We start from the raw sequence: 20188 nt of genomic DNA on the forward strand, positions 1-20188 counted from the left end.
TGCCAAGGGCGAAGCTATTCCAGATGCGCAATGATCGAGCGCAGGGTCGGAATCCCGTCGCCTTTTTCGGACGAGGTCAGGACGATTTCCGGGAATGCTGCGGGATGTTTGGACAAAGCCGCACGGGTTTGTTCCAGAACCTTCTCGCGCTCGTTGGCCTTGACCTTGTCGGCCTTGGTGAGAACGCATTGAAAGGTCACGGCACTGGTATCCAGCAACTTCATGATTTCAGTGTCGACCGGTTTTACCCCGTGGCGCGCATCGATCAGGACAAAGGCACGGCGCAGTGTCTGACGGCCGCTCAGGTATTGCTTGAGAAGCTTCTGCCATTTTTCAACCACGTTAACCGGTGCATTGGCATACCCATAGCCCGGCAGGTCCACCAGATAGAGGTCCGGGCCTTGCGTGAAAAAGTTGATTTCTTGCGTGCGGCCAGGTGTGTTCGAGGCACGCGCCAGACCCTTTGTTCCGGTTAGCGCATTGATCAGGCTGGATTTGCCGACATTCGAGCGACCGGCAAAGCAAACCTCCAGCCGGTCAGGAGCGGGCAGGCCCGTCATGGCGACTACGCCTTTGACAAATTCAGACGGGCCGGCAAACAGTTTGCGACCGCGTTCTTTTGCGAAGTCATCCGGCTCTTCGGCCAGCGGAAACGGAAGCGTGGTCATAACACCTCCAGGGTATCATTCAGGCGGATTTCACCACCCTGAACAACCTCGGCATAGACGCCGAAATCCTGATGATCCCAGCTGTTCAGCGCGCCCAGAGTATCCGCGTCGCGTTCGCCGGTTTCCGGATTTGCGGTGGTGGCCAGACAGCGGACTATACGCTCGCGAACCCGGAGCACGGTTTCGCCAATGCGAAGGTCTCGGCCCAGCCAGTCGAATTCATCCCACTCAGGCAGACCTTCGAACCAGATGTTCCCGCGCCATCGCGCCGCAGACAAAGACTGGCCCAGCTTTTGTTCAACAGCGCGATGAGACGCCATGTTGCACAGGCTGATTGACGGGAAATCGGTATCGGTCATGCCGCGCCCGGGCACCCGGACAATTCGGGCGGACGCAGCGCGATCCGTGGGCATAAGCGGTTTTACCCAGTCCAGGAAAACCGATTCTTCTGTGTCAGGATGAAAGCTCAGATTCGGGCGGTCCGGGTGGTGCAACGTGACCTGCTCGCCGTCCAGTTTCGCCCAAATCGCCATAAGCTTGGGGGCTTTTGAACCGCGACTGAAATTCACACACGGGGCCCATTCCGTTCCGTCGGTCTTGGCCGCTTCATGGGCAACGGCCCAAACGCGATCCCCGGGCATGGTCCGCCCGGGGTTGAGGGTAATCTGGCTCAGGGCTTCACGCCCATGGCTTTTGATCGGGTGACGCCAAAGGCCTGAAACTGTTCCGCTCATTTCTTGTCCGTGTTCGGCAATCGCTTAAATCCGGATTTGATGTTTCCGAACACGTCCGGCGTATAGCCCTGACTGCGCATGATCAGATACTGTTGGGTAAAGGTGATCGTGTTGTTCGCAATCCAGTACACGACCAGACCGCTGGCAAAACCGCCCAGCATGAACATGAAGACCCACGGCATCCACGCGAAGATCATCGCTTGTGTGGCATCGGTTGGTGCCGGGTTCAATTTCTGTTGCAGCCACATCGAGATTCCCAGCAGCAGCGGCAGAATACCGATAAAGATAAGCGCCATCAGGGTGTCCGGCTGCGGGCCGGCCCAGGGTAGCAAGCCAAAGAGGTTCATGATCGAGGTCGGGTCAGGTGCGCTCAGGTCCTGGAAGGGGCCGAACCACGGTGCCTGACGCAGTTCGATCGTGACGAAGATCACCTTGTACAGTGAAAAGAAGATCGGGATCTGTAACAGGATCGGCAAACAACCGGCAGCGGGGTTCACCTTTTCCTTCTTGTACAGCTCCATCATGCCCTGCTGCATCTTCTGACGATCGTCGCCCGCGGCTTCCTTCAGGGCTTCCATCTGCGGCTGCAGTTCCTTCATCTTCGCCATCGAGACGTAGGATTTGAAGGCCAGCGGGAACAGGATTGCCTTGATGATCAGCGTCAGGCCGATAATGGACCAACCCATATTGCCGATCAGTGCATGAATGTTGTGCAGCAGCCAGAAAATCGGCTTGGTCAGGAAGAAGAACCAGCCCCAGTCGATGCTGTCGATGAATTTCTGCACACCGTCAGCCTGGTATTCGCGGATGGTCTCCCATTCCTTTGCGCCAGCAAACAGCTGCGTTGTCACCTGCTCGGTTGTTCCCGGTGCCACGGTCAGCGTCGGAAGTACCGTTTCTGTCTGGTAAATCTTGCGACGCGAGTCGTATTTGGCAGCCGCCTTGAAAGCAGAACCGGGTTCCGGGATCAGCGTGGTCATCCAGAAGTGATCGGTGAACCCGATCCAGCCGTTTTCCTTGACCTGGAATACCTCGGCCTGCGCGCGTTCGTCCGGATCGATATCGAAATCACGAACGTCGCCATAATCCACTTCGGTCAGAGTGCCGTCGGCCATACCGATCACACCTTCATGCAGAATGAAGAAGTTTTTCAGGTCCGGCAGGTCGCCGTCTTCGCCAATGCCGTGGCGCGCAAGAATGCCATAAGGTGCCAGTCCAACTTCGGTTCCGGTGGCGTTTTCGACAGATTGCGTGACCGTGAACATATAGTTCTCGTCAACCGCGATGGTGCGGCGGAATGTCAGTCCATTGCCGTTTTCCCAGGCCAGCGTCACCGGCGTGTCAACACCCAGGGTTTCACCCTGCTCAAGCGTCCAGATGGTATTTGGTCCGGGTACGTCTGTACCGGTCAGGCCCGCGCCGGGGGCCCAGCCATAGAGGGCGTAATAGGCGGATTGCGATCCGACTGGCGACAACAACTCGACAATCGGAGAATCCTCGGCCAGCGAGACCTTGTAGTCTTTCAATGACAGCTCGTCGATCCGACCGCCAGCAAGCGACAGGCTACCGGTCAGGCGGGGCGTGTCGATATTGATGCGGGGCGCTTCGGCCTCGGGTTCAGCTTCGGCAGCTGCCGCAGTTGCCTCTCCGACAGTACTGGTGTCGGCCGCACTGGGCGTCTGAACCTCACTGCCTTCGACGCTGGTTATTTCAGTCTGATCCGGCGTTGTCGTCTGTTCCGGAGGGGGGAACAGCACGAACCAGACCAGGATCACGAGAAAGCTGAGCGCGGTTGCGAGAATAAGGTTCTTGTTCTGATCGTCCATCGGGGACAGCCACCTTGAGCAGTGAAAGACACCCGCAGGGTTCAACAGAGTGCAGACCCAAAGGTCAAGCGGAATCGCCCGCCATTTCGTCACGGAGGGGTCTTCTTTGTCACGATTTCCGGTTCCCTACCGCGTTTGCCGCCCGATTTTTGGAACACCTTCGACCTTGTTGCGGTAAGACGTGATCCAATCCTTGGTTTTCTCAAATGGCATGGGCTTGCCGATGCCAAACCCCTGAACATGATCGCAACCCAGTTGGGCCATCAGAGCGTGCTCACCCGGTGTTTCGACACCTTCGGCCAAAGTTTCCAGATGCAAACGTTCCGCCATCATCAGAATGGCGCTGGCAAGCTGTTGCTGGCTTGGGTCCAGATCCGCTTTGGCAACAAATGACCTGTCGATCTTGATACGGGATACGTTGAACCGTTTGATAGAACCGATCGAGGCATGTCCTGTCCCGAAATCGTCCAGATCAATACAGCACCCCATTGCGGCAAGCCCGGTGACGTTGCGGGTGATGACATCGTCGGGCCGTCTGGAGAACACGGTTTCCAACACCTCGACCGCCAGCCTGTCAGGAGTCAGATCGAATTGATCCAATTCCCATTTCAGACGGTCGATCAGGCCCGGATTGCGCAGTTCGTCAGATGAGAAATTGATCCCGATGCGCGGCACCGACAGCATGGACCGATCCCATTCGCGCATTGCAGAGAAGGAATGATGCCGCATGGCCTGCCCCAGCCGGTCCATCAGTTCGGCCTGTTCGGCAAAGGGCAGGAACACATTGGGAGCAAGAACCCCTTTTTTCGGATGTTCCCAGCGGGCCAGAGCCTCAAACCCACTGATACGCCCAGTATCGGTTGAGATCTGGGGTTGAAACCACGGGCGGATTTCACCGCTGTCCAGCGCCGCTTCGAACTCTTTGCGCAAGTTGATCCTGACCTGCGCCCGTCTGCGCGTCTGAGAGGAAAAAGCGCGAATCGTGGAAGGCCCATTTTGTTGCGCCTCCAAAAGGGCGTTATTTGCGGCTTCCTGCCATTCGATTGCCGAGCCGTCAGTGATATTGCTGCTCAGGCAAAAGCCAATGGAACAGGACATATACACGCCGGTGCCATTCAACATGATGGGGTCTTCAACGGCGTTTTGCATACGGCCCGACATCTGAATACATGCTTCCAGATCCAGTTGCCGTGCCGGGTGCAGAACAACCATCATCCTGTTTCCACCCATCCGGGTTGCGCAATCATTGGAGCGGATCATGGACAAAACGCGCGAGCAGAATTGCTGTGCAACGTGGTTTGCCGCCGCCTGTCCGTGCAGATCAAGCAATTGCGTGAAGTCATCCAGAACCACCGCGAAACAGGCCGAGTTTTCCCCCTTCAGGCGGGCGTCGGCAAATACCTTCTCCAAAACTGTTTCAAACTGGTCCTTTGACAGCAGACCGCCGGGGCGCCAAAGCCCCTTACGCGACGGATCGGCTGCGAATGCATTGATGCCTGCGACGATCAGAGGCAAAATCAGGGCCAGTGCAACCAGGGCCTGTTCACCCCCAATCCAAAACGCACTCAGACAAAGCGCAGGAACAAAGGCCAGCGCGGCTGGGCCGCCCAGAACGGTTTTCAACGAATGGACAAAACGGTCGGTAAGGGGATGGTTCCGCATCAGCTTTCTGGCCTTGGGCATGATCTGCACAAGGCAAAGCCTATGAAACCAGTCTAAGTCAGTCGTTAACGCAGAAGCGGAATCTCTTCTAAGTTCCCAGATTTTTCGTCGGAATTTCGTGAAAGGTTAATGAAATCAAACAGCTTTCCATCCAGAAGGTGCGATGGCCGCGCGTTTGTTAACGCTCGGAACATAACCTGTCGCCGACCCGGGCTGTTCTTTTCCCATTGATCCAGAATCTGTTTGACCTGCTGGCGCTGCAACCCATCCTGACTGCCGCACAGGTCACAGGGAATGATCGGGTATTGCATCGCCTTGGCAAATTTCTCGCAATCGGCTTCGGCGACATGGGCGAGCGGGCGGAATACAAAAAGATCGCCTTCTTCGTTCACCAGTTTCGGCGGCATCGTGGCCAGGCGTCCGCCGTGGAACAGGTTCATGAAAAACGTCTCAAGGATATCGTCGCGGTGATGCCCCAGGACGACCGCCGAGCACCCTTCCTCGCGCGCGATGCGATAGAGGTTGCCACGGCGCAAACGGGAACACAGGGCGCAATAGGTCCGGCCCTGCGGAACCTTGTCCATCACAACGGAATATGTGTCCTGATATTCGATCCGATGCGGCACGTCCATTCGACCCAGAAACTCGGGCAGGACCGTCGCCGGAAAGCCCGGCTGGCCCTGATCCAGATTGCAGGCCAGCAGATCGACAGGCAACAGGCCCCGCCACTTGAGCTCGTAGAGAACGGCCAGCAATGTATAGCTGTCCTTGCCACCCGAAAGGCACACCAGCCAGCGGGGTGGCTTACCATCCTTTTTGTGGGCGGACGGATCCACCATCCCGTATTGCTCGATCGCTTCACGGGTCTGGCGCACAATGCGTTTACGCAGCTTCTTGAACTCGGTTGTCGAGGGCGCGCCGGCAAACAGCGGGTGGATATCGTCTGCATCATCAAACATGCGCCGTGGTTACAGCGGACAGAAGGCCCGGGCAAGGCGTAGAAGCAGGATCAACCGCATTTGGAGAGTAGTTACACCCGTGTTACCCTGCGCGTATTTTTCAGGAGGTATATTATGGACTATTTCTTTTCCGTCCGCGCCCGCAGCGGCGAACACTATTCAAATAAGATGGGCACCGCGCGATATCTGGTTATTCCGGGGAATGTCGGGCAACCGGCACGGCAGCATGAAATACCGCAATCTCAATGGATAAGCCGGATTCAGGCCGAAGCCGGGGCGACGGCTACCGAGAACGGGCATATTGTTGTCTTCGTGCACGGGTTCAATACCGAGCAATACCAGATGCTGGAACGTCACCGCAAAATTCGCACCGGTCTTGAGATGCATGGCTTTAACGGTGTGGTCATCAGCTATGACTGGCCAAGCGATGGATCTGTTCTGGGCTATAACGTTGACCGGGCTGACGCGCGGCGTGCGGCAGAGAAATTGTTCAGTCACGGGATCACGCGGCTGTCCCGGATGCAGACTGCGGATTGCCGGTACAACGTCCATGTTCTGGCACATTCCATGGGCACGTTCTTGGTGCGAGAAGCCATGGATTATGCCGATGACGACCACGAAACCGCGCAACACAGCTGGATGACCAGCCAGATCGCGTTTGTCGCGGCGGATGTATCCGCGAAATCGTTCCGCGATGGCAGTTCCAAGACGTCCTCTCTGATGCGACGTTGTACTAGGCTGACATGTTATTACAGCCCGTTTGACGAGGTTTTGTCGATCTCAGAGGTCAAGCGTGTCGGAGTATCGCGCCGACTGGGCCGTGTCGGAATGCCAAACGACCGGCCTGAAAAAGCGGTTAATCTGTATTGCGGGTCCTATTTCAAAAATACCCGCGATGAATACGGGGATGGGCCATCTGCGACACACAACTGGTATTTTGACTCGCCCCGGTTTTTCGAAGACCTGCACCATACATTGATGGGAAAACTGGACCGAGAGGTCATTCCGACCCGCAGCTTCACCGACCGCGGCAATCTGGCGTTGATTTAAGGGTCTGTATTGTCGGGCACCGGATCGTAACCGTCACCGCCCCAGGGATGGCAGCGGCATATCCGGTGCGCAGCCAGCCATGATCCCCGGATCGCGCCATGTTTTTCCAATGCTTCCAGCGCATAGGCCGAGCATGTGGGCTGATAGCGGCAATTGAAACCAACCCAGGGGCTGAAAATCAGCCGGTACGCGCGAACGGGCAGGGCGACGATATGGGACAGGAAGGTCATTTTTGGCCCGCATGCACTTTGCGAAGCGCATACCGCAAGTCGCTCAGCAGGACATCATAAGGAAGATCGGCGGTTACATCAGCCCGCCCGATCAGCACATAGTCCCATCCCTCAAGACCGGACACAGGCAAGACCGCCCGTGCGACTTCTCTCAGGCGGCGCTTGGCACGATTGCGGGCCACGGCATTTCCGACTTTCTTTGAGCAGGTAAAGCCAACGCGCAGCCCGACCGCTTCATCCGGAGCGCGTCGGCGGGCCTGCACCATCATCGAAGACGTTCCCTGTCTGCGCGCGCGCGCGGCTTTCAGGAAATCGGCTCTTTTTTTTAGGATCGTCAGAGATGTGGGTAGACAAACAGAAGCCGCCGGGGGCGTATTCCCGGGGTGGTTCTTACCATCCTCAGGGGCCTCCGGCGGCATCATGTTCATACCCTGATCAGTGGGCGGTTTTACGCGCTCAGCGATTTGCGGCCGCGGGCGCGGCGCGCATTCAGGATCTTGCGGCCGGCTTTTGTGGCCATGCGCGCGCGGAAACCGTGGCGGCGTTTGCGAACCAGGTTCGAAGGCTGATAGGTGCGTTTCATCGCTCCGTCTCCAATCTATAGCGGTCGGGTGCGGCGCGGATTCGCCTGGCCCTAGTGTTCGAAGCCCGTCCTCTACTGCCAAGCGAAGTGTAAGTCAAACCCCAACGGCCCGGTTTTCGCGGCTTTTGCAACAATTCTGTAAACCGATTGCTGAAAAGATTTCAAATCGGTCGATTATCGTCTGAAACTGTCACGTTCGCGGCCACATAGATCAAGGCCACGTGAACCCCCTGTTGCCAAAAGCGCAAGCAGCACATGTTGGGCGTAAGATGAAACAAGAAGAACCGGAAGGCCAGATGTCCGAAACAAGCCAGGCTCCACGAAACGGGTTGGCGCGTCATATCCCCTTGCTGGTGATTCTCGGTGTCGCCGCGGTGGGGTTTTTCACGCTGGGTGATTACCTGACATTCGAAACCCTGCGCGACAACCGCGAAGCGTTGCTGGCGTGGCGGGACGCAAACTATTGGGCCATGGTGGCCGGGTTCGTTGCCGTCTATATCGTAATCGTCGCGTTTTCGCTGCCCGGGGCTGCTGTCGCCTCGATGACAGGTGGGTTCCTGTTTGGACTGTTTGCCGGAACGGTGTTCAATGTATTTTCGGCCACTATTGGCGCATCCTCCATCTTTTTGGCTGCCCGCTGGGGGTTGGGCAATGCTTTGACGGCCCGGCTGGATGCTTCAAAGGGGACGATTGGGAAGCTGAAAGACAGGTTGCGCGAGAACGAAATCTCGGTGCTGTTCCTGCTGCGGCTTGTCCCGGTTGTGCCGTTCTTTGTGGCCAATCTGGTGCCTGCGCTGGTGGGCGTCAAATTTCGCAATTTTCTGATCACGACGGCGCTGGGCATTATTCCGGGGGGTATCGTTTACACCTGGATCGGCGTTGGGCTGGGCGGTGTGTTCGACCGTGGCGAAACACCGGACGTATCTTTGTTGTGGGAACCCTTCGTCATTGGCCCCATTGTCGGCTTGTGTGTGCTGGCTGCTTTGCCGATTGTCATCAAGTCCCTGCGTGGCGGAAAGGACGCCTGACCCATGCAACACCTCAAGACAGATATCCTGGTCATTGGGGCCGGGTCCGGTGGGTTATCGGTTGCGGCCGGTGCCAGCCAGATGGGTGCGAAGGTGATCCTTCTGGAAGGGCACAAGATGGGCGGCGACTGCCTGAACTTCGGCTGCGTCCCGTCGAAAGCGCTGATCGCAAGCGGCAAAGCGGCCTTTGGTCAGGCGCATTCCGCCGCGTTTGGCGTGGCCGATGTAAACCCTCAGATCGACTATGCGGCGGCGAAGGATCATGTGCGGGATGTGATTGCCCAGATCGAACCGATGGACAGCCAGGAACGCTTTGAAGGTTTGGGTGTCCAGGTGATCCGCGAATATGGCAGCTTTATCTCCCCGACCAAAGTGCAGGCCGGAGATCATGTCATCACCGCGCGCCGGATCGTGATTGCGACCGGGTCGTCGCCAATGGTTCCGCCAATCCCTGGTCTGGACACTGTATCTTATCAAACAAACGAAACCATCTTCGACCTGCGCGAGCGTCCGGAACACCTGCTGATCATTGGCGGTGGTCCTGTGGGTATGGAAATGGCGCAGGCTCATGTCCGTTTGGGCTGTAAAGTAACAGTCGTTGAAGGGCAAAAGGCGTTGGGCAAAGACGACCCCGAGGCCGCGTCCGTTGTGCTGGAGGCTTTGCGCAGTGAAGGTGTCGTGATCCACGAAAACGCCGTGGTGGCCCAGATTCGCGGAAAGGATGGCGTTGTGGAGGTCGTGACCGAGAACGGCGATATTCACCGGGGCTCTCACCTTTTGATCGCTGCAGGGCGCAAAGCCAATATCGAGCGTCTGAACCTGACTGCGGCGGGAATTGACCGCACCAGAAACGGAATCAAGACGGATGGCAGCTTGCGGACGTCAAACCGCCGGGTCTATGCGATTGGCGATGTCGTGGGGGGGCTGCAATTCACCCATGTTGCCGGGTATCATGCGGGTATCATCATTCGATCCGCCTTGTTCGGCCTGCCCACCAGGGCGAAAACGGCGCATATCCCATGGGCAACGTTCACCGATCCTGAACTGGCACAGGTAGGTCTGACCGAAGCTCAGGCCCGCGACCGGCATGGCGACAGGCTGGAGGTTGCGCGCTTTGATTTTCACCACAATGACCGCGCTTTGGCCGAGCGCAAAACCAAAGGGTTCATAAAGGTCATGGTGGTGAAGGGCAGGCCCGTCGGCGCCACGATTGTGGGCCATCAGGCGGGCGAGTTGATAAACATGTGGTCGCTGGCTTTGGCCAATAATCTGAAGATGGGACAGATCGCTGCTATGGTTTCACCCTATCCGACAATCGGAGAGCTTAACAAACGCGTTGCTGGCGCTTATTTCTCTCCAAGGCTGTTTGAGAATCAGACAGTTAAACGTGTGGTCAGGTTTGTTCAGCGTTGGATTCCCTGACCTGTAAAGGAGCGTAAATTGAACTCGCTGTCGGGCCGATTTCTGATCCTGACGACGGTCTTCGTTATGTTGGCCGAAATCCTGATCTTTGTCCCGTCGATAGCCCGGTTCCGCGAGGATTTCCTACTGAACCGTCTGGAACGCGCTCAGATCGCATCGCTGGCTTTGTTGGCAGATGATATGCTGGCCGAAGATCTTGAGGCGGAATTGCTGGCGAATGCCGGTGTCTACAACGTTGTGTTGCGTCGGGATGAAGTCCGCCAACTCATGCTGTCGTCTCCGATTCCAGAGGCAATCACCAAAACATTTGATCTACGGGATGCCGGTCCATGGATTTTGATCCGGGATGCGGTGAGCCGGATATTCATACCTGAAAATGAAGTCATTCGTATCATTGGCGAGCCGGTCAAGGGCGCGGGACTGCTGATCGAGGTCACCATCGACAGCGCTCCCCTCCGTATGGCGATGGTTGATTACGGCCTGCGCATTCTGGGGCTGTCCTTTGTCATCTCGATCATCACGGCGTCCTTACTGTTCCTTGCGGTGCGCGTGGTTCTTGTCCGGCCCATCAAAAGCGTGGTTGGATATATGCAGCGCTATGCCAGCGCACCCGAAGATGCGCGCGGCATCATCTCTCCGAATTCCAGAGTGACAGAATTGCGCGAGGCGGAAGAAGCGCTGAAGATGCTGCAAACGGAACTGACGCAGGCTCTCAAACAGCGCGAGCGGTTGGCGCAACTGGGTGGGGCGGTTGCAAAGGTCAGCCATGACCTGCGCAACATTCTGACATCGGCGCAGCTGTTCACGGACAGGATCGAATCCAGTGATGACCCGCTGGTCCGGCGAATGGCTCCGAAGTTGGTGAATTCGATCACCCGTGCTGTATCGCTGTGTGAAAGCACATTGGCATTCGGCCGTGCAGAAGAACCTGCGCCCACCTTGACGATGGTGCCCCTGCGGACAATTGCGGCTGATGTCGCCACCAGCGAACAGCTGGCGGTCGCAGGGGGCTGCGTCGAGATCGTGAACGAAGTGCCGGAAGATCTGATCGCCCGCGCCGACCCCGAGCAGTTGTTTCGTGTCATCATGAACCTCGTGCGTAACGCAAGACAGGCGTTGGAAGCCTCGGGTAAGCCGGGTCACATCACCATCGTCGGGTGTGAATATCAGGATGCCTGGTGTCTTGAAATTCGCGACACCGGGCCGGGTCTTCCGCCAAAAGCACGTGAAAACCTGTTCACACCGTTTCAGGGTGGGGTCCGCAAAGGAGGCTCTGGCCTGGGCCTTGCAATCTCACAGGAACTGGTGCGCGGGCATGGCGGTAACCTGACACTGAAGGAGACCGGACCCGATGGAACGATCTTTGAAATAAGGCTTCCGCGCGGAGACATGACTTTTTGATTTTTTTTTGAAGAATCGGCTTGCACGTCTTTGACCACAGGTCTAAACAGCGCCTCACCAACGCGGACCGATAGCTCAGCTGGATAGAGTACTTGACTACGAATCAAGGGGTCGGGGGTTCGAATCCTCCTCGGTCCGCCACTTGGTGATTTTCCCAAATCTCAACGAGATACACTAGGTTTCTTAAACCTCTGTGTTTTATGGCTGTGGCCGCGTTGGCTGGTTTCGTTGGATTTTGTCCGATCATACCCGTATACTTTCGTTGAGTGGTATATTTTGTGGTATTTTCATGGCTGCTCTCAGCGGGAAGCTGACAAAGAAGCTGGTAGAAAATCTTGGCCCGGGTCGGCATGGCGACGGTTCTGGTCTGTATCTTGTTGTTGATCCCTCTGGTGCGCGGCGCTGGATCGTGCGTGTAACGGTCAAAGGACAGAAGAACCGCAAGGGCGCTCCGCTGCGCACGGATTTTGGGTTGGGTGGCGCTGATGTTGTCACTCTGAACCAGGCTCGAGAAAGAGCCCTCGAATATCGACGCATGGCAAAGTCAGGGCTGAACCCTCGGTTCAATGCCCAGCGTGAAATCCCGACCTTTGAGGAACTCAGCCGACAAGTTCACATTGACCGCCTGCCAACATGGAAGAATGCCAAGCATGGGCAGCAGTGGCTCAACACTTTGCGCGACTATGCGTTCCCCAAGATCGGGCGCATGCCAGTCGACAGCATTGATCAACCCGAAGTGTTGATGTGCCTGTCGCCCATTTGGACCGAGAAACACGAAACCGCGAAGCGACTGTCTCAGCGGATCAAAACGGTGCTCGACGTGGCAAAGTCCAAGGGGTTCCGCTCGGGCGAGAACCCGGTGACCGCTATCCGCGAAGGTAAAGTGCTGCCAACCGTCAAAGCCAAGGTCCAACACCACGACGCAATGCCGTGGCAGGAGGTCCCCGCGTTCTATGCCGAGTTGCAGACCCGCTCAGCTATGGCCGCCAAGGCGCTGCAGTTCGCCATTCTGACCGCCTGCCGAACCTCAGAGGTCCTGGAGATGAAATGGCCCGAGGTCGATGTTGATGCGCGCCTGTGGACCATCCCGGCGGAGCGCATGAAGGGTGGGCAAGTCCATCGTGTTCCTCTCACTGACGAAATGCTGGCCATTCTGGAGCCGCTGCGTGCGCTGGCCTCCGACTATGTGTTCGAGGGGCAAAGGCGGCATCATCCCTTGTCGAACATGTCAATGCTAATGTTGCTGCGCCGGATGCGGCAGGATGGCGTCACCGTGCATGGCTTTCGTAGCTCGTTTCGGGACTGGGCGGCAGAGGCTGCTAATGCGCCGCGCGAACTGGCGGAGGCGGCTTTGGCCCATCAGGTAGGATCAGATGTGGAAAGGGCTTACGCGCGGTCGGATTTGCTGGAACGGCGAAGAAGCTTAATTTCTGATTGGAATAGATTTGTGAGTAACACCAGTCTTGAGGGCTGCTAGAGATGGCGGAAGACAACAAGTGGGTTAAACCCAACAGGCTCACAGAAATAGTCGCACATCACATCTTTCCGGTAGTGATAGGGGATAAGCTTTCGCCCAGTCTAGAACTGCTCACTGGCGCGTATTACCAAGATCGTTTCGAAGAACTCCAAGAAGGAGACACAATTTGGCAAGTTTGCGTTACAAGTCGTACTGGTCTGGATAAAGAACAAACAGGGTTTTCATATTTCCCGACCGAGGATGCGGCTCGTGAATTCTTGAAGTCTATGCCGATCGGCCTGACGTACGGAGAACACTGCGGTTACCCAAAACGACTAAAAGACTTGTTTGGTTCCGATGACGATCCATGCAGGGTGATGACTGCGATGTTTAGGCGTTGCGACGATGATGATGTTCACTCGGTGTGCTATCGGGCTCTTTCTGAAGCTGGTGTCAAAAATGAATGGGATTACGAGACAGCCCCTCGTGTACTTGAATGGCTAGGTGACGAGCACATTGCTTGGATGAAAGAGAAATTTGGAGAGAATTGGTCCGTCGTTGCGGAATTTGAGTACTGCCTGAACCATTTCCCGGACTCTTCACTGGCTAGTCTTGCGGCGCATTTGTTTTTGTTCCAGTTTGTGACTTACGACGATTTTGCCGCTGGTTACTACACCAAGGAAATACAGTCGATTGCAGGCGGGACAGAAGAGGCCGCAATTCTTGCAAAAAAAACTCAAGAGAACGCGGGAAAAGCCGGGGCACGTGCATCACGACAACGCAGGCTCAAAAACTTGGAGCTGTTGATGCAGGAAATTGAACTGCTGTCAGACGCCGTCAATCTTGTCAGTGAAGAACGCATTGTTGATCAAGCTTTGGAAAAGGCAGTTGAGAAACATAAGGACTTCCCCAAATCGCAAAAAACTCATGCGGACTACGGAACGGAGTTGCGGTCAATAGAGCATTTCAAATCGAGGTACGAAGCAGTGTTCAAGAAAAACGCCTAAGCGTTTTCTCGCTTCTGGAAAGCGCTTAGGCGCAGGAAATAGTCTGGTGACAAGTCTAGAATGCTGCCCATAATTGGGAGCCATCGAAACTAATCCAAGGGGACTTTAACGATGGCAAGCGTCTTCAACGACGACCGGGTCTATTTCCCAGAAGACCCTGAAATGCAATTGCTGGGAAACCGCGAAAAGCTGGCTCAATGGCGCCACCGTATGTGTGGTCCTGCCTTTCTCCGCATCGGTCGGCGGATCGCCTATCATGGCGCCGATCTGAACGCCTGGCTGGCAGCACGGCGCACAGATCCCAACAACGAGGCTGCATAATGAAAAACCCCAACTCCAAGCGCGGAGATGGGGCTTTTCTAGTGACATCAACTGCCACCCTAGCAAGTCCAGTTGATGCCACAGGATGTCCCGCGCCGACAAGACAAAACGAGCGCCGGTACTACTGGTCGCCCCTGAGCCACTCGGTCGAACGGGTGATCATACGGAAAGGACGGATCAAGCATGGCTGATATGTCCTTTTCCAAGCCGAACAGCACGAGTCTCGACAGGGGGCCAGACACTGGCCTTCTTTCACGAACCGATCATCGGGAAACTGCTGAGAACTACGGCGGCGAACTCTTTCGTCATGGTATCTACCGCGTCTCTGACTGCCGCGATGGTATCCAATGGCTGTTTCAGCGCCAGAGACCCAAATTTCCGGCCGGGGGAGCGGCGTGGGACACGCTCGGGTACTGTGTGATCAAATCCGGCCTAACCCGGCTCGTCCGGGCGCATATCGGCTGCGACGTTCCGGAGTTGGATGCCCTTCCCGAGCGTTTCCAGCGGAGGTGTCGCGATGAGTAGACGGCGGTCTCCCAAGGGCAAACGGTCGGATGAGGGGCAATACATCCCTCTGCCCTACGCAATGATCAAATCTCCGGCGTGGCGGGCTTTGTCGGGACCTGCAATGAAGCTCTGGCTGGAGCTTCACACCCGCTTCAACGGCAGCAACAACGGCAAGCTGTTCCTGTCGATGAACGAAGCGGCAGAGATTCTAGGCCTAGGTAAGGCCACCGTTCAACGCGCTTTCGAGGATCTGCAGGACAAAGGCTTCCTTGTGCTGGAGCAGGAAGGCAACTGGTATCACCGTCGCGCCCACGAATGGCGGTTAACGACTAAGACCACACAAACCCGGTCCGGCAAAAAAGCCGCCACTAACAACTGGCGTTTCTGGCAGCCCGAAAAAACAAAACGCGGTTCTGGTACGGACCCGTCAGCATCCTCTGTGGTTCCGTTTGAGAACCCAAAGACCCCGCATGGTTCCAAATCAGAACCCGTCAGGCCGGTTTTTCGTCGGTCCTTCGGTTCTGAATCGGAACACTAATACTAACCACTCCCTGTTACGCGAGGCGGACATGAGCAAGGCACAGAAAGACAATGGCAATGATCTGCAGACAAAGGACCCCGAGCTTACCGAAGCGGAGACCAATGCGGTTGCCGATCTGAGGGAACGGAAGCGATCACGCGTCCGGGCCCCGGATATCACGTTGGATTTTGATGAAGACACACGAAGGCTCACGGTGGGGCACACAGGAAAAGACCCAACGGCGGCCTGCGCATTGGCGATGCATGAGCTAGGCAAAGTCGATTATCGGTTCTTCGAAGGCGTGATGGATCAAGTCGCGACTCTCGGGCAACAGGACAGCTCTGTTTCTGAGGCAGCATCAAACTTCGTGATGTCTGTTGTTGCCGGGGTTGGGCCGCGAGACGAGATCGAAGCGATGCTTGCGATCCAGATGGGCGCGATCCATCAGGCGACGATGATGAGGGCACGCCGCCTGAACCACGTAAAAACTCTCACGCAGCAAGACTCGGCGGAACGGGCGCTCAACAAACTTGCGCGGACCTTCACTAACCAGGTTGAAACCCTGAAACGGTATCGCTCCAAGGCAGATCAAACCGTCCGGGTCGAACGCGTTGAAGTCAAAGAAGGTGGTCAGGCAATTGTTGGAAACGTGCACAACGGGGGGCAGTCGGATGACAAAAAGTAACGACAACCTCATGGACCCCACCAAACGGCTCAATGATGCGCCCAGGTGCACAGCAACGGCGAAGTCCACTGGCAAGCGGTGCCGCGCACCCGCCGTTCAAGGCTGGAGTGTTTGTCGCATGCATGGGGCTGGAGGTGGGCAAGCCGCTGGGCCAAGCCATCCGTCATGGAAGCACGGAGAACGATCGAGAGAAACCGAGGAAATGCGCAAGACGATCAATGAACTTATCCGCGCTGACAGGGAACTGCAGAAATTGATCGGCTGACCAGGCACTGCCTCGCAAGCAAGGTTAAAGCAGTCATTCGACAGAGCTGTTTCGATGGCCGCTTCGAGCCCAAAATGACCGATGCTGCGCTTTGCATGAATGTCCAGATCAAAGGACATCCTGAACACAACACAATCAACGGCGGTTTGACCTGAGAATGGGTACGCGCATACGCTGTCGCTAACAGAAAAAGCGACAAAGGTTTTTCCATGACATTTCAATTGGCAGGTAACGGACCCAAAATCTACGAAGAAATCATGGTGCCCCTTTGGTTTGGCCGATGGGCTGAGGCGCTTGTTGAACAGGCTTCACTAGTTTCTTCGGAACGTGTCTTGGATGTTGCTTGCGGAACAGGTGTGACAACCCGACTGGCAAAGTCAAAGGTTGGAGCAAGCGGGAAGGTCGATGGTCTGGATATCAACGCGCCAATGCTCGCCAAGGCAAAAGATTTAGCCGGTGATCTCGATATTCAATGGATTGAGAGCGATGTATGCAGCAGCGGACTGCCATCAGGGTCTTACGATGTCATTCTTTCGCAGCATGGCTACCATTACTTTCCGGAACAGCCCAAAGCTCTGAGTGAGTTCTTGCGGCTCCTGGTTCCAGGCGGGCGTTTGGCCTTCTCAATCTGGGATGGTCATAGCGCTTACACTGAAGCCCTCTGCTCTGCCGTTGCCCACCACATCTCCCCCGAGATTGCAGAAAAGCAGAGCGCTCAACGGCAGACGCCACCGGTGGAAGAATTAAGAAAACAGGTCGCGGATCAAGGGTTTTCGGATGTGGCCGTTCAGAGGCAAGAGCTGATGATCGATGTTCCGCTTGCGCCAGAATTTGTTCCCATGCATCTGGCGTCTATGCCTATTGCAGGCGCATTTCTCGCACTCGAAGAAGATGCGCAAAGTGCCTTGATTCAAGAGGTCGCGGAAATGCTCGACGCATATGTTGTGGGCGATAGACTTGTCTACCCTGACGCGGTGAATGTCGTGACAGGACGCAAATAATATCCTCGCGTCGCTCATGCCCGCGTGAATCCACAACCCAGATAGGTTGATATCTAACTGCAACGTTGCTGCGTCAGGCGCTGAAAGCAGACACTTGCGCCCGTGCAGCGAATTCACGCTGCGTCCCGCTACCCGGACATAAACGCATATTTGTTTACCGTCCGCTTCTGCGCAAAGCTGCCAGTCATGGCCTAGGTTTTGAAAATTTCGCAGTGAACGTCGGCTCTGGGGCTCTGAACTGTCATCCGACAAAATAGCTTGGATGACCAGGTTGAGCCCAAACTGTCAGGAGGCCGTTCCTCCACCGTGCTTCAGTACCTTGAACAAAGCCATCACATGCTCTTCGCCGTAACCGGCTTCGATTGCCTTCTCGAAAAGGCCGCCAATGTGGTTTGGAAACCCGGCATCCATGCCAGCGTCAACAGCTTGCCGCTTCAACAGTTCCAGCGATGCCTGCCATACGGATAACGTGGCCGTTCTTTGATAGTACGTGCCATCCCGTATCGTTCCGACATGATGCTCAATGCGTCCATTGTCGCGAAACATCGAAATGAATTTCTGCAGTTCGACCCCTTCTGCTAGGCAAATGTTCGAAGCATGCAGCATTCCCATGAACTCACCGAATCGCGTCGACAACCATGCTAGGTCAAGCACGGATACGGCTGCGATGTCGTCGCCAAGATACTCAATCTTCCCGCCCTGATGGCTCAGGAGGCCTTCAACAGGCTCGTAAGCGGCAGATGGGCCGGAAAGCAGAATGTTACCGTCTTTAGTTCCCAATTGTTGGGGGCCACAGTGAATAGCTCCGTAGAGAAAGTCAGCGTCTCTTTTAGCCAGCCATTTTTGGTCCTCTCTTACCTGTTTTGGCAGACTGGTGCTGAGTTGAATTATCGTTCGGCCACCCAGCTGCGGCTCAACCTCGCAGTGGCCAAAGAGCGTAAGAACCGAATTGGGATCGTCTACACAGATGATTGAAACGGGGCTCGCAGTAATCGCGTCCGAAACCGATTGAGCGACGACGACATTCTCAGGCCCTAACGCTTCTGCTTTCTTGATCGTGCGGTTCCAAACGGTCACCGGAACTCCACCTCTTTGGTAGGCTTTGGCAAGCGCCGATCCCATCAATCCAAGCCCAAAGATTGTCACTTCGCTCATTTCCTAATCTCCAGACCAAATGCATGACGAGTGCACTGACACTATGTGCAAAGAGCAAGATGACCAAGGTCGGCTCTGTCCCGCAGATCGGTCATTCGTCGCAACTCTGTTCAATGTCTGCTTCGCGGACCTTCCGGGCCTTGGACTCAGAATTGCGAACGGCGGCTTCCCCTGCTGAAGCGCCCAACTTTCCAAACGTCCGGACACCCCCGTTGCAAGGGGTGACGCGACGCTTTCCCAAGTGCCGAGTTGTTCAAGACCGGAAACTCCAGTTTCGCAGTCAATGCGCCACCATGATGTGTCTGACCGCAGTGTAATCCTCGAGCGCATACATGGACATGTCCTTGCCATAGCCCGATTGCTTGAGCCCGCCATGCGGCATTTCCGTTGTCAGCATGAAATGTGTGTTCACCCAGGTGCAGCCGTATTGCAGCCTGGCGGCGACATCCATCGCTCGGCCGATATTTCCGGTCCAGACCGACGAGGCCAGGCCGTATTGGCTGTCATTGGCCCAATCGACGACCGGGTCGTCCTCGGTGAACCGGGTGACCGAGACCACGGGGCCGAACACTTCGCGCTGGACGATTTCGTCTTCCTGGCGGGCGCCTGCGACGACGGTGGGTTTGTAGTAGAAGCCCGGCCCGTCCACCGTTGCGCCACCGGTGGCGATCTCGACATGCGAGAGGTCAGCGGCGCGCTGGACAAAGCTGGCGACCCGGTCGCGCTGGCGCGGCGAGATCAGCGGCGGGATCTCGTTCAGGCTGTCATCGGCATTGTTATAGACGATGCTGGCCGCTGCGTCGGACAGCTCGGCCACAAGGTTTTCATAGATCCCTGCGCCCGCATAGATCCGGCAGGCTGCGGTGCAGTCCTGCCCGGCATTGTAATAGCCAAAGGCCTTGAGCCCTTCGACCACCGCCGACAGGTCGGCATCGTCATAGACGATGACCGGAGCCTTGCCGCCTAGCTCCAGATGGGTGCGCTTGACGGTGCGCGAGGCGGCCTGAAGCACCTTTTTCCCCGTCGCCACATCCCCGGTGATCGAGACCATATCGACGCCGTCATGGTTGATCAGCGCGTTCCCGACCGAGCCGCCCTTGCCGGCGATCACGTTCACCACGCCTTCCGGCAGGATATCGGCTAGGATCTTGGCGAAAGCCAGTGCGGTCAGGGGCGTCTGCTCGGACGGTTTCATGACAACGGTGTTGCCGCCTGCAAGGGCCGGAGCCAGTTTCCAGGCCATCATCATGATCGGATAGTTCCACGGCGCAATCGAGGCGACGACGCCGATCGGGTCGCGGCGGATCATGCTGGTATGGCCCGGCAGGTAATTCCCGGCAATCGGCCCATGCATGTTGCGCACCGCGCCCGCGAAGAAGCGGAAACAATCCGCGACCGCCGGAATTTCGTCATTGCGCACACCGTCGATCGGCTTGCCGCAGTTCAGTGCCTCTAGCTGGGAGAGCATCTCCAGATTGGCCTCGACCGCATCCGCGATCCGCAGCAGATAGCCCGCGCGCTCGCCGGGGGTGGTCAGCGCCCAGCCGGTGAAGGCCGCGCGCGCCGCCGTGACGGCGCGGTCGATCTGCGCCGGGTCGGCCTCGGGGATCTGGACAATCACCTCGCCCGTGCGGGGGTTCAGGACCATTTCTTCCTGATCCGTGCCTGCTTCGAAAGAATTGCCAATCAGCATGTTGGTTTCCATCAG

At 56.6% G+C, this 20188-nt stretch carries 20 protein-coding genes and 1 tRNA gene; 11 read left to right on the forward strand and 10 right to left on the reverse strand.

Translation table 11 applies throughout. The features are described 5' to 3' along the window. Positions 1-14: 14 nt before the first annotated feature. The 5 genes from yihA to ttcA form a co-directional block, all read right to left on the reverse strand. Entirely contained in the window at positions 15-668 is a 654-nt protein-coding gene (yihA, locus tag ACR0AM_RS15995; protein ID WP_480559544.1) for a ribosome biogenesis GTP-binding protein YihA/YsxC, read from the reverse strand. After that, positions 665-1402 (reverse strand): MOSC domain-containing protein, encoded by a 738-nt coding sequence (locus ACR0AM_RS16000; RefSeq protein ID WP_480623444.1) that lies wholly within the window; start codon positions 1400-1402, stop codon positions 665-667. Before ACR0AM_RS16000 ends, yihA begins: the two co-directional genes overlap by 4 nt. Then, on the reverse strand, positions 1399-3228 hold the full coding sequence (gene yidC / locus ACR0AM_RS16005) for a membrane protein insertase YidC (protein ID WP_480623483.1): 1830 nt from the start codon (positions 3226-3228) through the stop codon (positions 1399-1401). Before yidC ends, ACR0AM_RS16000 begins: the two co-directional genes overlap by 4 nt. A gap of 126 nt (positions 3229-3354) precedes the next feature. Continuing rightward, positions 3355-4890: a putative bifunctional diguanylate cyclase/phosphodiesterase gene (locus ACR0AM_RS16010; protein ID WP_480623484.1), complete on the reverse strand. Its 1536-nt coding sequence runs from the start codon at positions 4888-4890 to the stop codon at positions 3355-3357. Between the two features lie 65 nt (positions 4891-4955). After that, on the reverse strand, positions 4956-5849 hold the full coding sequence (gene ttcA / locus ACR0AM_RS16015) for a tRNA 2-thiocytidine(32) synthetase TtcA (protein ID WP_480623445.1): 894 nt from the start codon (positions 5847-5849) through the stop codon (positions 4956-4958). Between the two features lie 114 nt (positions 5850-5963). Here ttcA and ACR0AM_RS16020 point away from each other — a divergent pair, with 114 nt between their 5' ends. Further along, positions 5964-6899: an alpha/beta fold hydrolase gene (locus tag ACR0AM_RS16020; protein WP_480623446.1), complete on the forward strand. Its 936-nt coding sequence runs from the start codon at positions 5964-5966 to the stop codon at positions 6897-6899. On the opposite strand, the gene yidD is transcribed toward ACR0AM_RS16020, so the two are convergent. Genes yidD through rpmH form a run of 3 tightly spaced genes read right to left on the reverse strand, consistent with a single transcriptional unit; the run spans position 6896 to position 7712 of the window. After that, complete coding sequence (yidD, locus tag ACR0AM_RS16025; protein WP_209505895.1) at positions 6896-7129, reverse strand: membrane protein insertion efficiency factor YidD; 234 nt, start codon at positions 7127-7129, stop codon at positions 6896-6898. The two genes, ACR0AM_RS16020 and yidD, sit on opposite strands and share 4 nt — an antisense overlap. Next, positions 7126-7551: a ribonuclease P protein component gene (gene rnpA / locus ACR0AM_RS16030; RefSeq protein WP_480623447.1), complete on the reverse strand. Its 426-nt coding sequence runs from the start codon at positions 7549-7551 to the stop codon at positions 7126-7128. Before rnpA ends, yidD begins: the two co-directional genes overlap by 4 nt. A gap of 26 nt (positions 7552-7577) precedes the next feature. Further along, positions 7578-7712, reverse strand: a complete 135-nt coding sequence (rpmH, locus tag ACR0AM_RS16035; RefSeq protein ID WP_005980833.1) for a 50S ribosomal protein L34 — start codon at positions 7710-7712, stop codon at positions 7578-7580. A 296-nt stretch (positions 7713-8008) separates the two neighbouring features. Here rpmH and ACR0AM_RS16040 point away from each other — a divergent pair, with 296 nt between their 5' ends. The 10 genes from ACR0AM_RS16040 to ACR0AM_RS16085 all read left to right on the forward strand — a co-directional run bounded on the left by ACR0AM_RS16040 (position 8009) and on the right by ACR0AM_RS16085 (position 17325). Next, entirely contained in the window at positions 8009-8740 is a 732-nt protein-coding gene (locus ACR0AM_RS16040; protein WP_480623448.1) for a TVP38/TMEM64 family protein, read from the forward strand. Between the two features lie 3 nt (positions 8741-8743). Beyond that, a complete protein-coding gene (locus ACR0AM_RS16045; protein WP_480623449.1) occupies positions 8744-10162 on the forward strand; it encodes a dihydrolipoyl dehydrogenase family protein in 1419 nt (472 codons plus the stop codon). Between the two features lie 18 nt (positions 10163-10180). Then, on the forward strand, positions 10181-11563 hold the full coding sequence (locus tag ACR0AM_RS16050) for an ATP-binding protein (protein WP_480484751.1): 1383 nt from the start codon (positions 10181-10183) through the stop codon (positions 11561-11563). 64 nt (positions 11564-11627) lie between these two features. Then, a tRNA-Arg gene (locus tag ACR0AM_RS16055) sits at positions 11628-11704 on the forward strand. Between the two features lie 148 nt (positions 11705-11852). Then, the gene (locus ACR0AM_RS16060; RefSeq protein WP_480623450.1) at positions 11853-13040 is read left to right on the forward strand and encodes a tyrosine-type recombinase/integrase; all 1188 of its coding nucleotides are present in this window, start codon (positions 11853-11855) and stop codon (positions 13038-13040) included. Between the two features lie 2 nt (positions 13041-13042). Further along, positions 13043-14026, forward strand: a complete 984-nt coding sequence (locus ACR0AM_RS16065) for a hypothetical protein (RefSeq protein ID WP_480520369.1) — start codon at positions 13043-13045, stop codon at positions 14024-14026. 111 nt (positions 14027-14137) lie between these two features. Beyond that, complete coding sequence (locus tag ACR0AM_RS16070; protein ID WP_480520371.1) at positions 14138-14347, forward strand: MerR family transcriptional regulator; 210 nt, start codon at positions 14138-14140, stop codon at positions 14345-14347. Positions 14348-14975: 628 nt separating this feature from the next. After that, positions 14976-15392: a MarR family transcriptional regulator gene (locus ACR0AM_RS16075; protein ID WP_480586649.1), complete on the forward strand. Its 417-nt coding sequence runs from the start codon at positions 14976-14978 to the stop codon at positions 15390-15392. A gap of 31 nt (positions 15393-15423) precedes the next feature. Beyond that, the gene (locus ACR0AM_RS16080; protein WP_480623451.1) at positions 15424-16059 is read left to right on the forward strand and encodes a hypothetical protein; all 636 of its coding nucleotides are present in this window, start codon (positions 15424-15426) and stop codon (positions 16057-16059) included. A gap of 474 nt (positions 16060-16533) precedes the next feature. Continuing rightward, complete coding sequence (locus ACR0AM_RS16085; RefSeq protein ID WP_480623452.1) at positions 16534-17325, forward strand: class I SAM-dependent methyltransferase; 792 nt, start codon at positions 16534-16536, stop codon at positions 17323-17325. Between the two features lie 285 nt (positions 17326-17610). Here the strand turns inward: ACR0AM_RS16085 and ACR0AM_RS16090 are convergent, their stop codons facing one another. Together ACR0AM_RS16090 and ACR0AM_RS16095 are read right to left on the reverse strand one after the other, a co-directional pair. Beyond that, positions 17611-18480 (reverse strand): NAD(P)-dependent oxidoreductase, encoded by an 870-nt coding sequence (locus tag ACR0AM_RS16090; RefSeq protein ID WP_480623453.1) that lies wholly within the window; start codon positions 18478-18480, stop codon positions 17611-17613. Positions 18481-18760: 280 nt separating this feature from the next. Beyond that, a complete protein-coding gene (locus tag ACR0AM_RS16095) occupies positions 18761-20185 on the reverse strand; it encodes a gamma-aminobutyraldehyde dehydrogenase (protein WP_480554432.1) in 1425 nt (474 codons plus the stop codon). Positions 20186-20188 lie beyond the last annotated feature (3 nt).

Source organism: Ruegeria sp. AD9 (assembly GCF_056542305.1).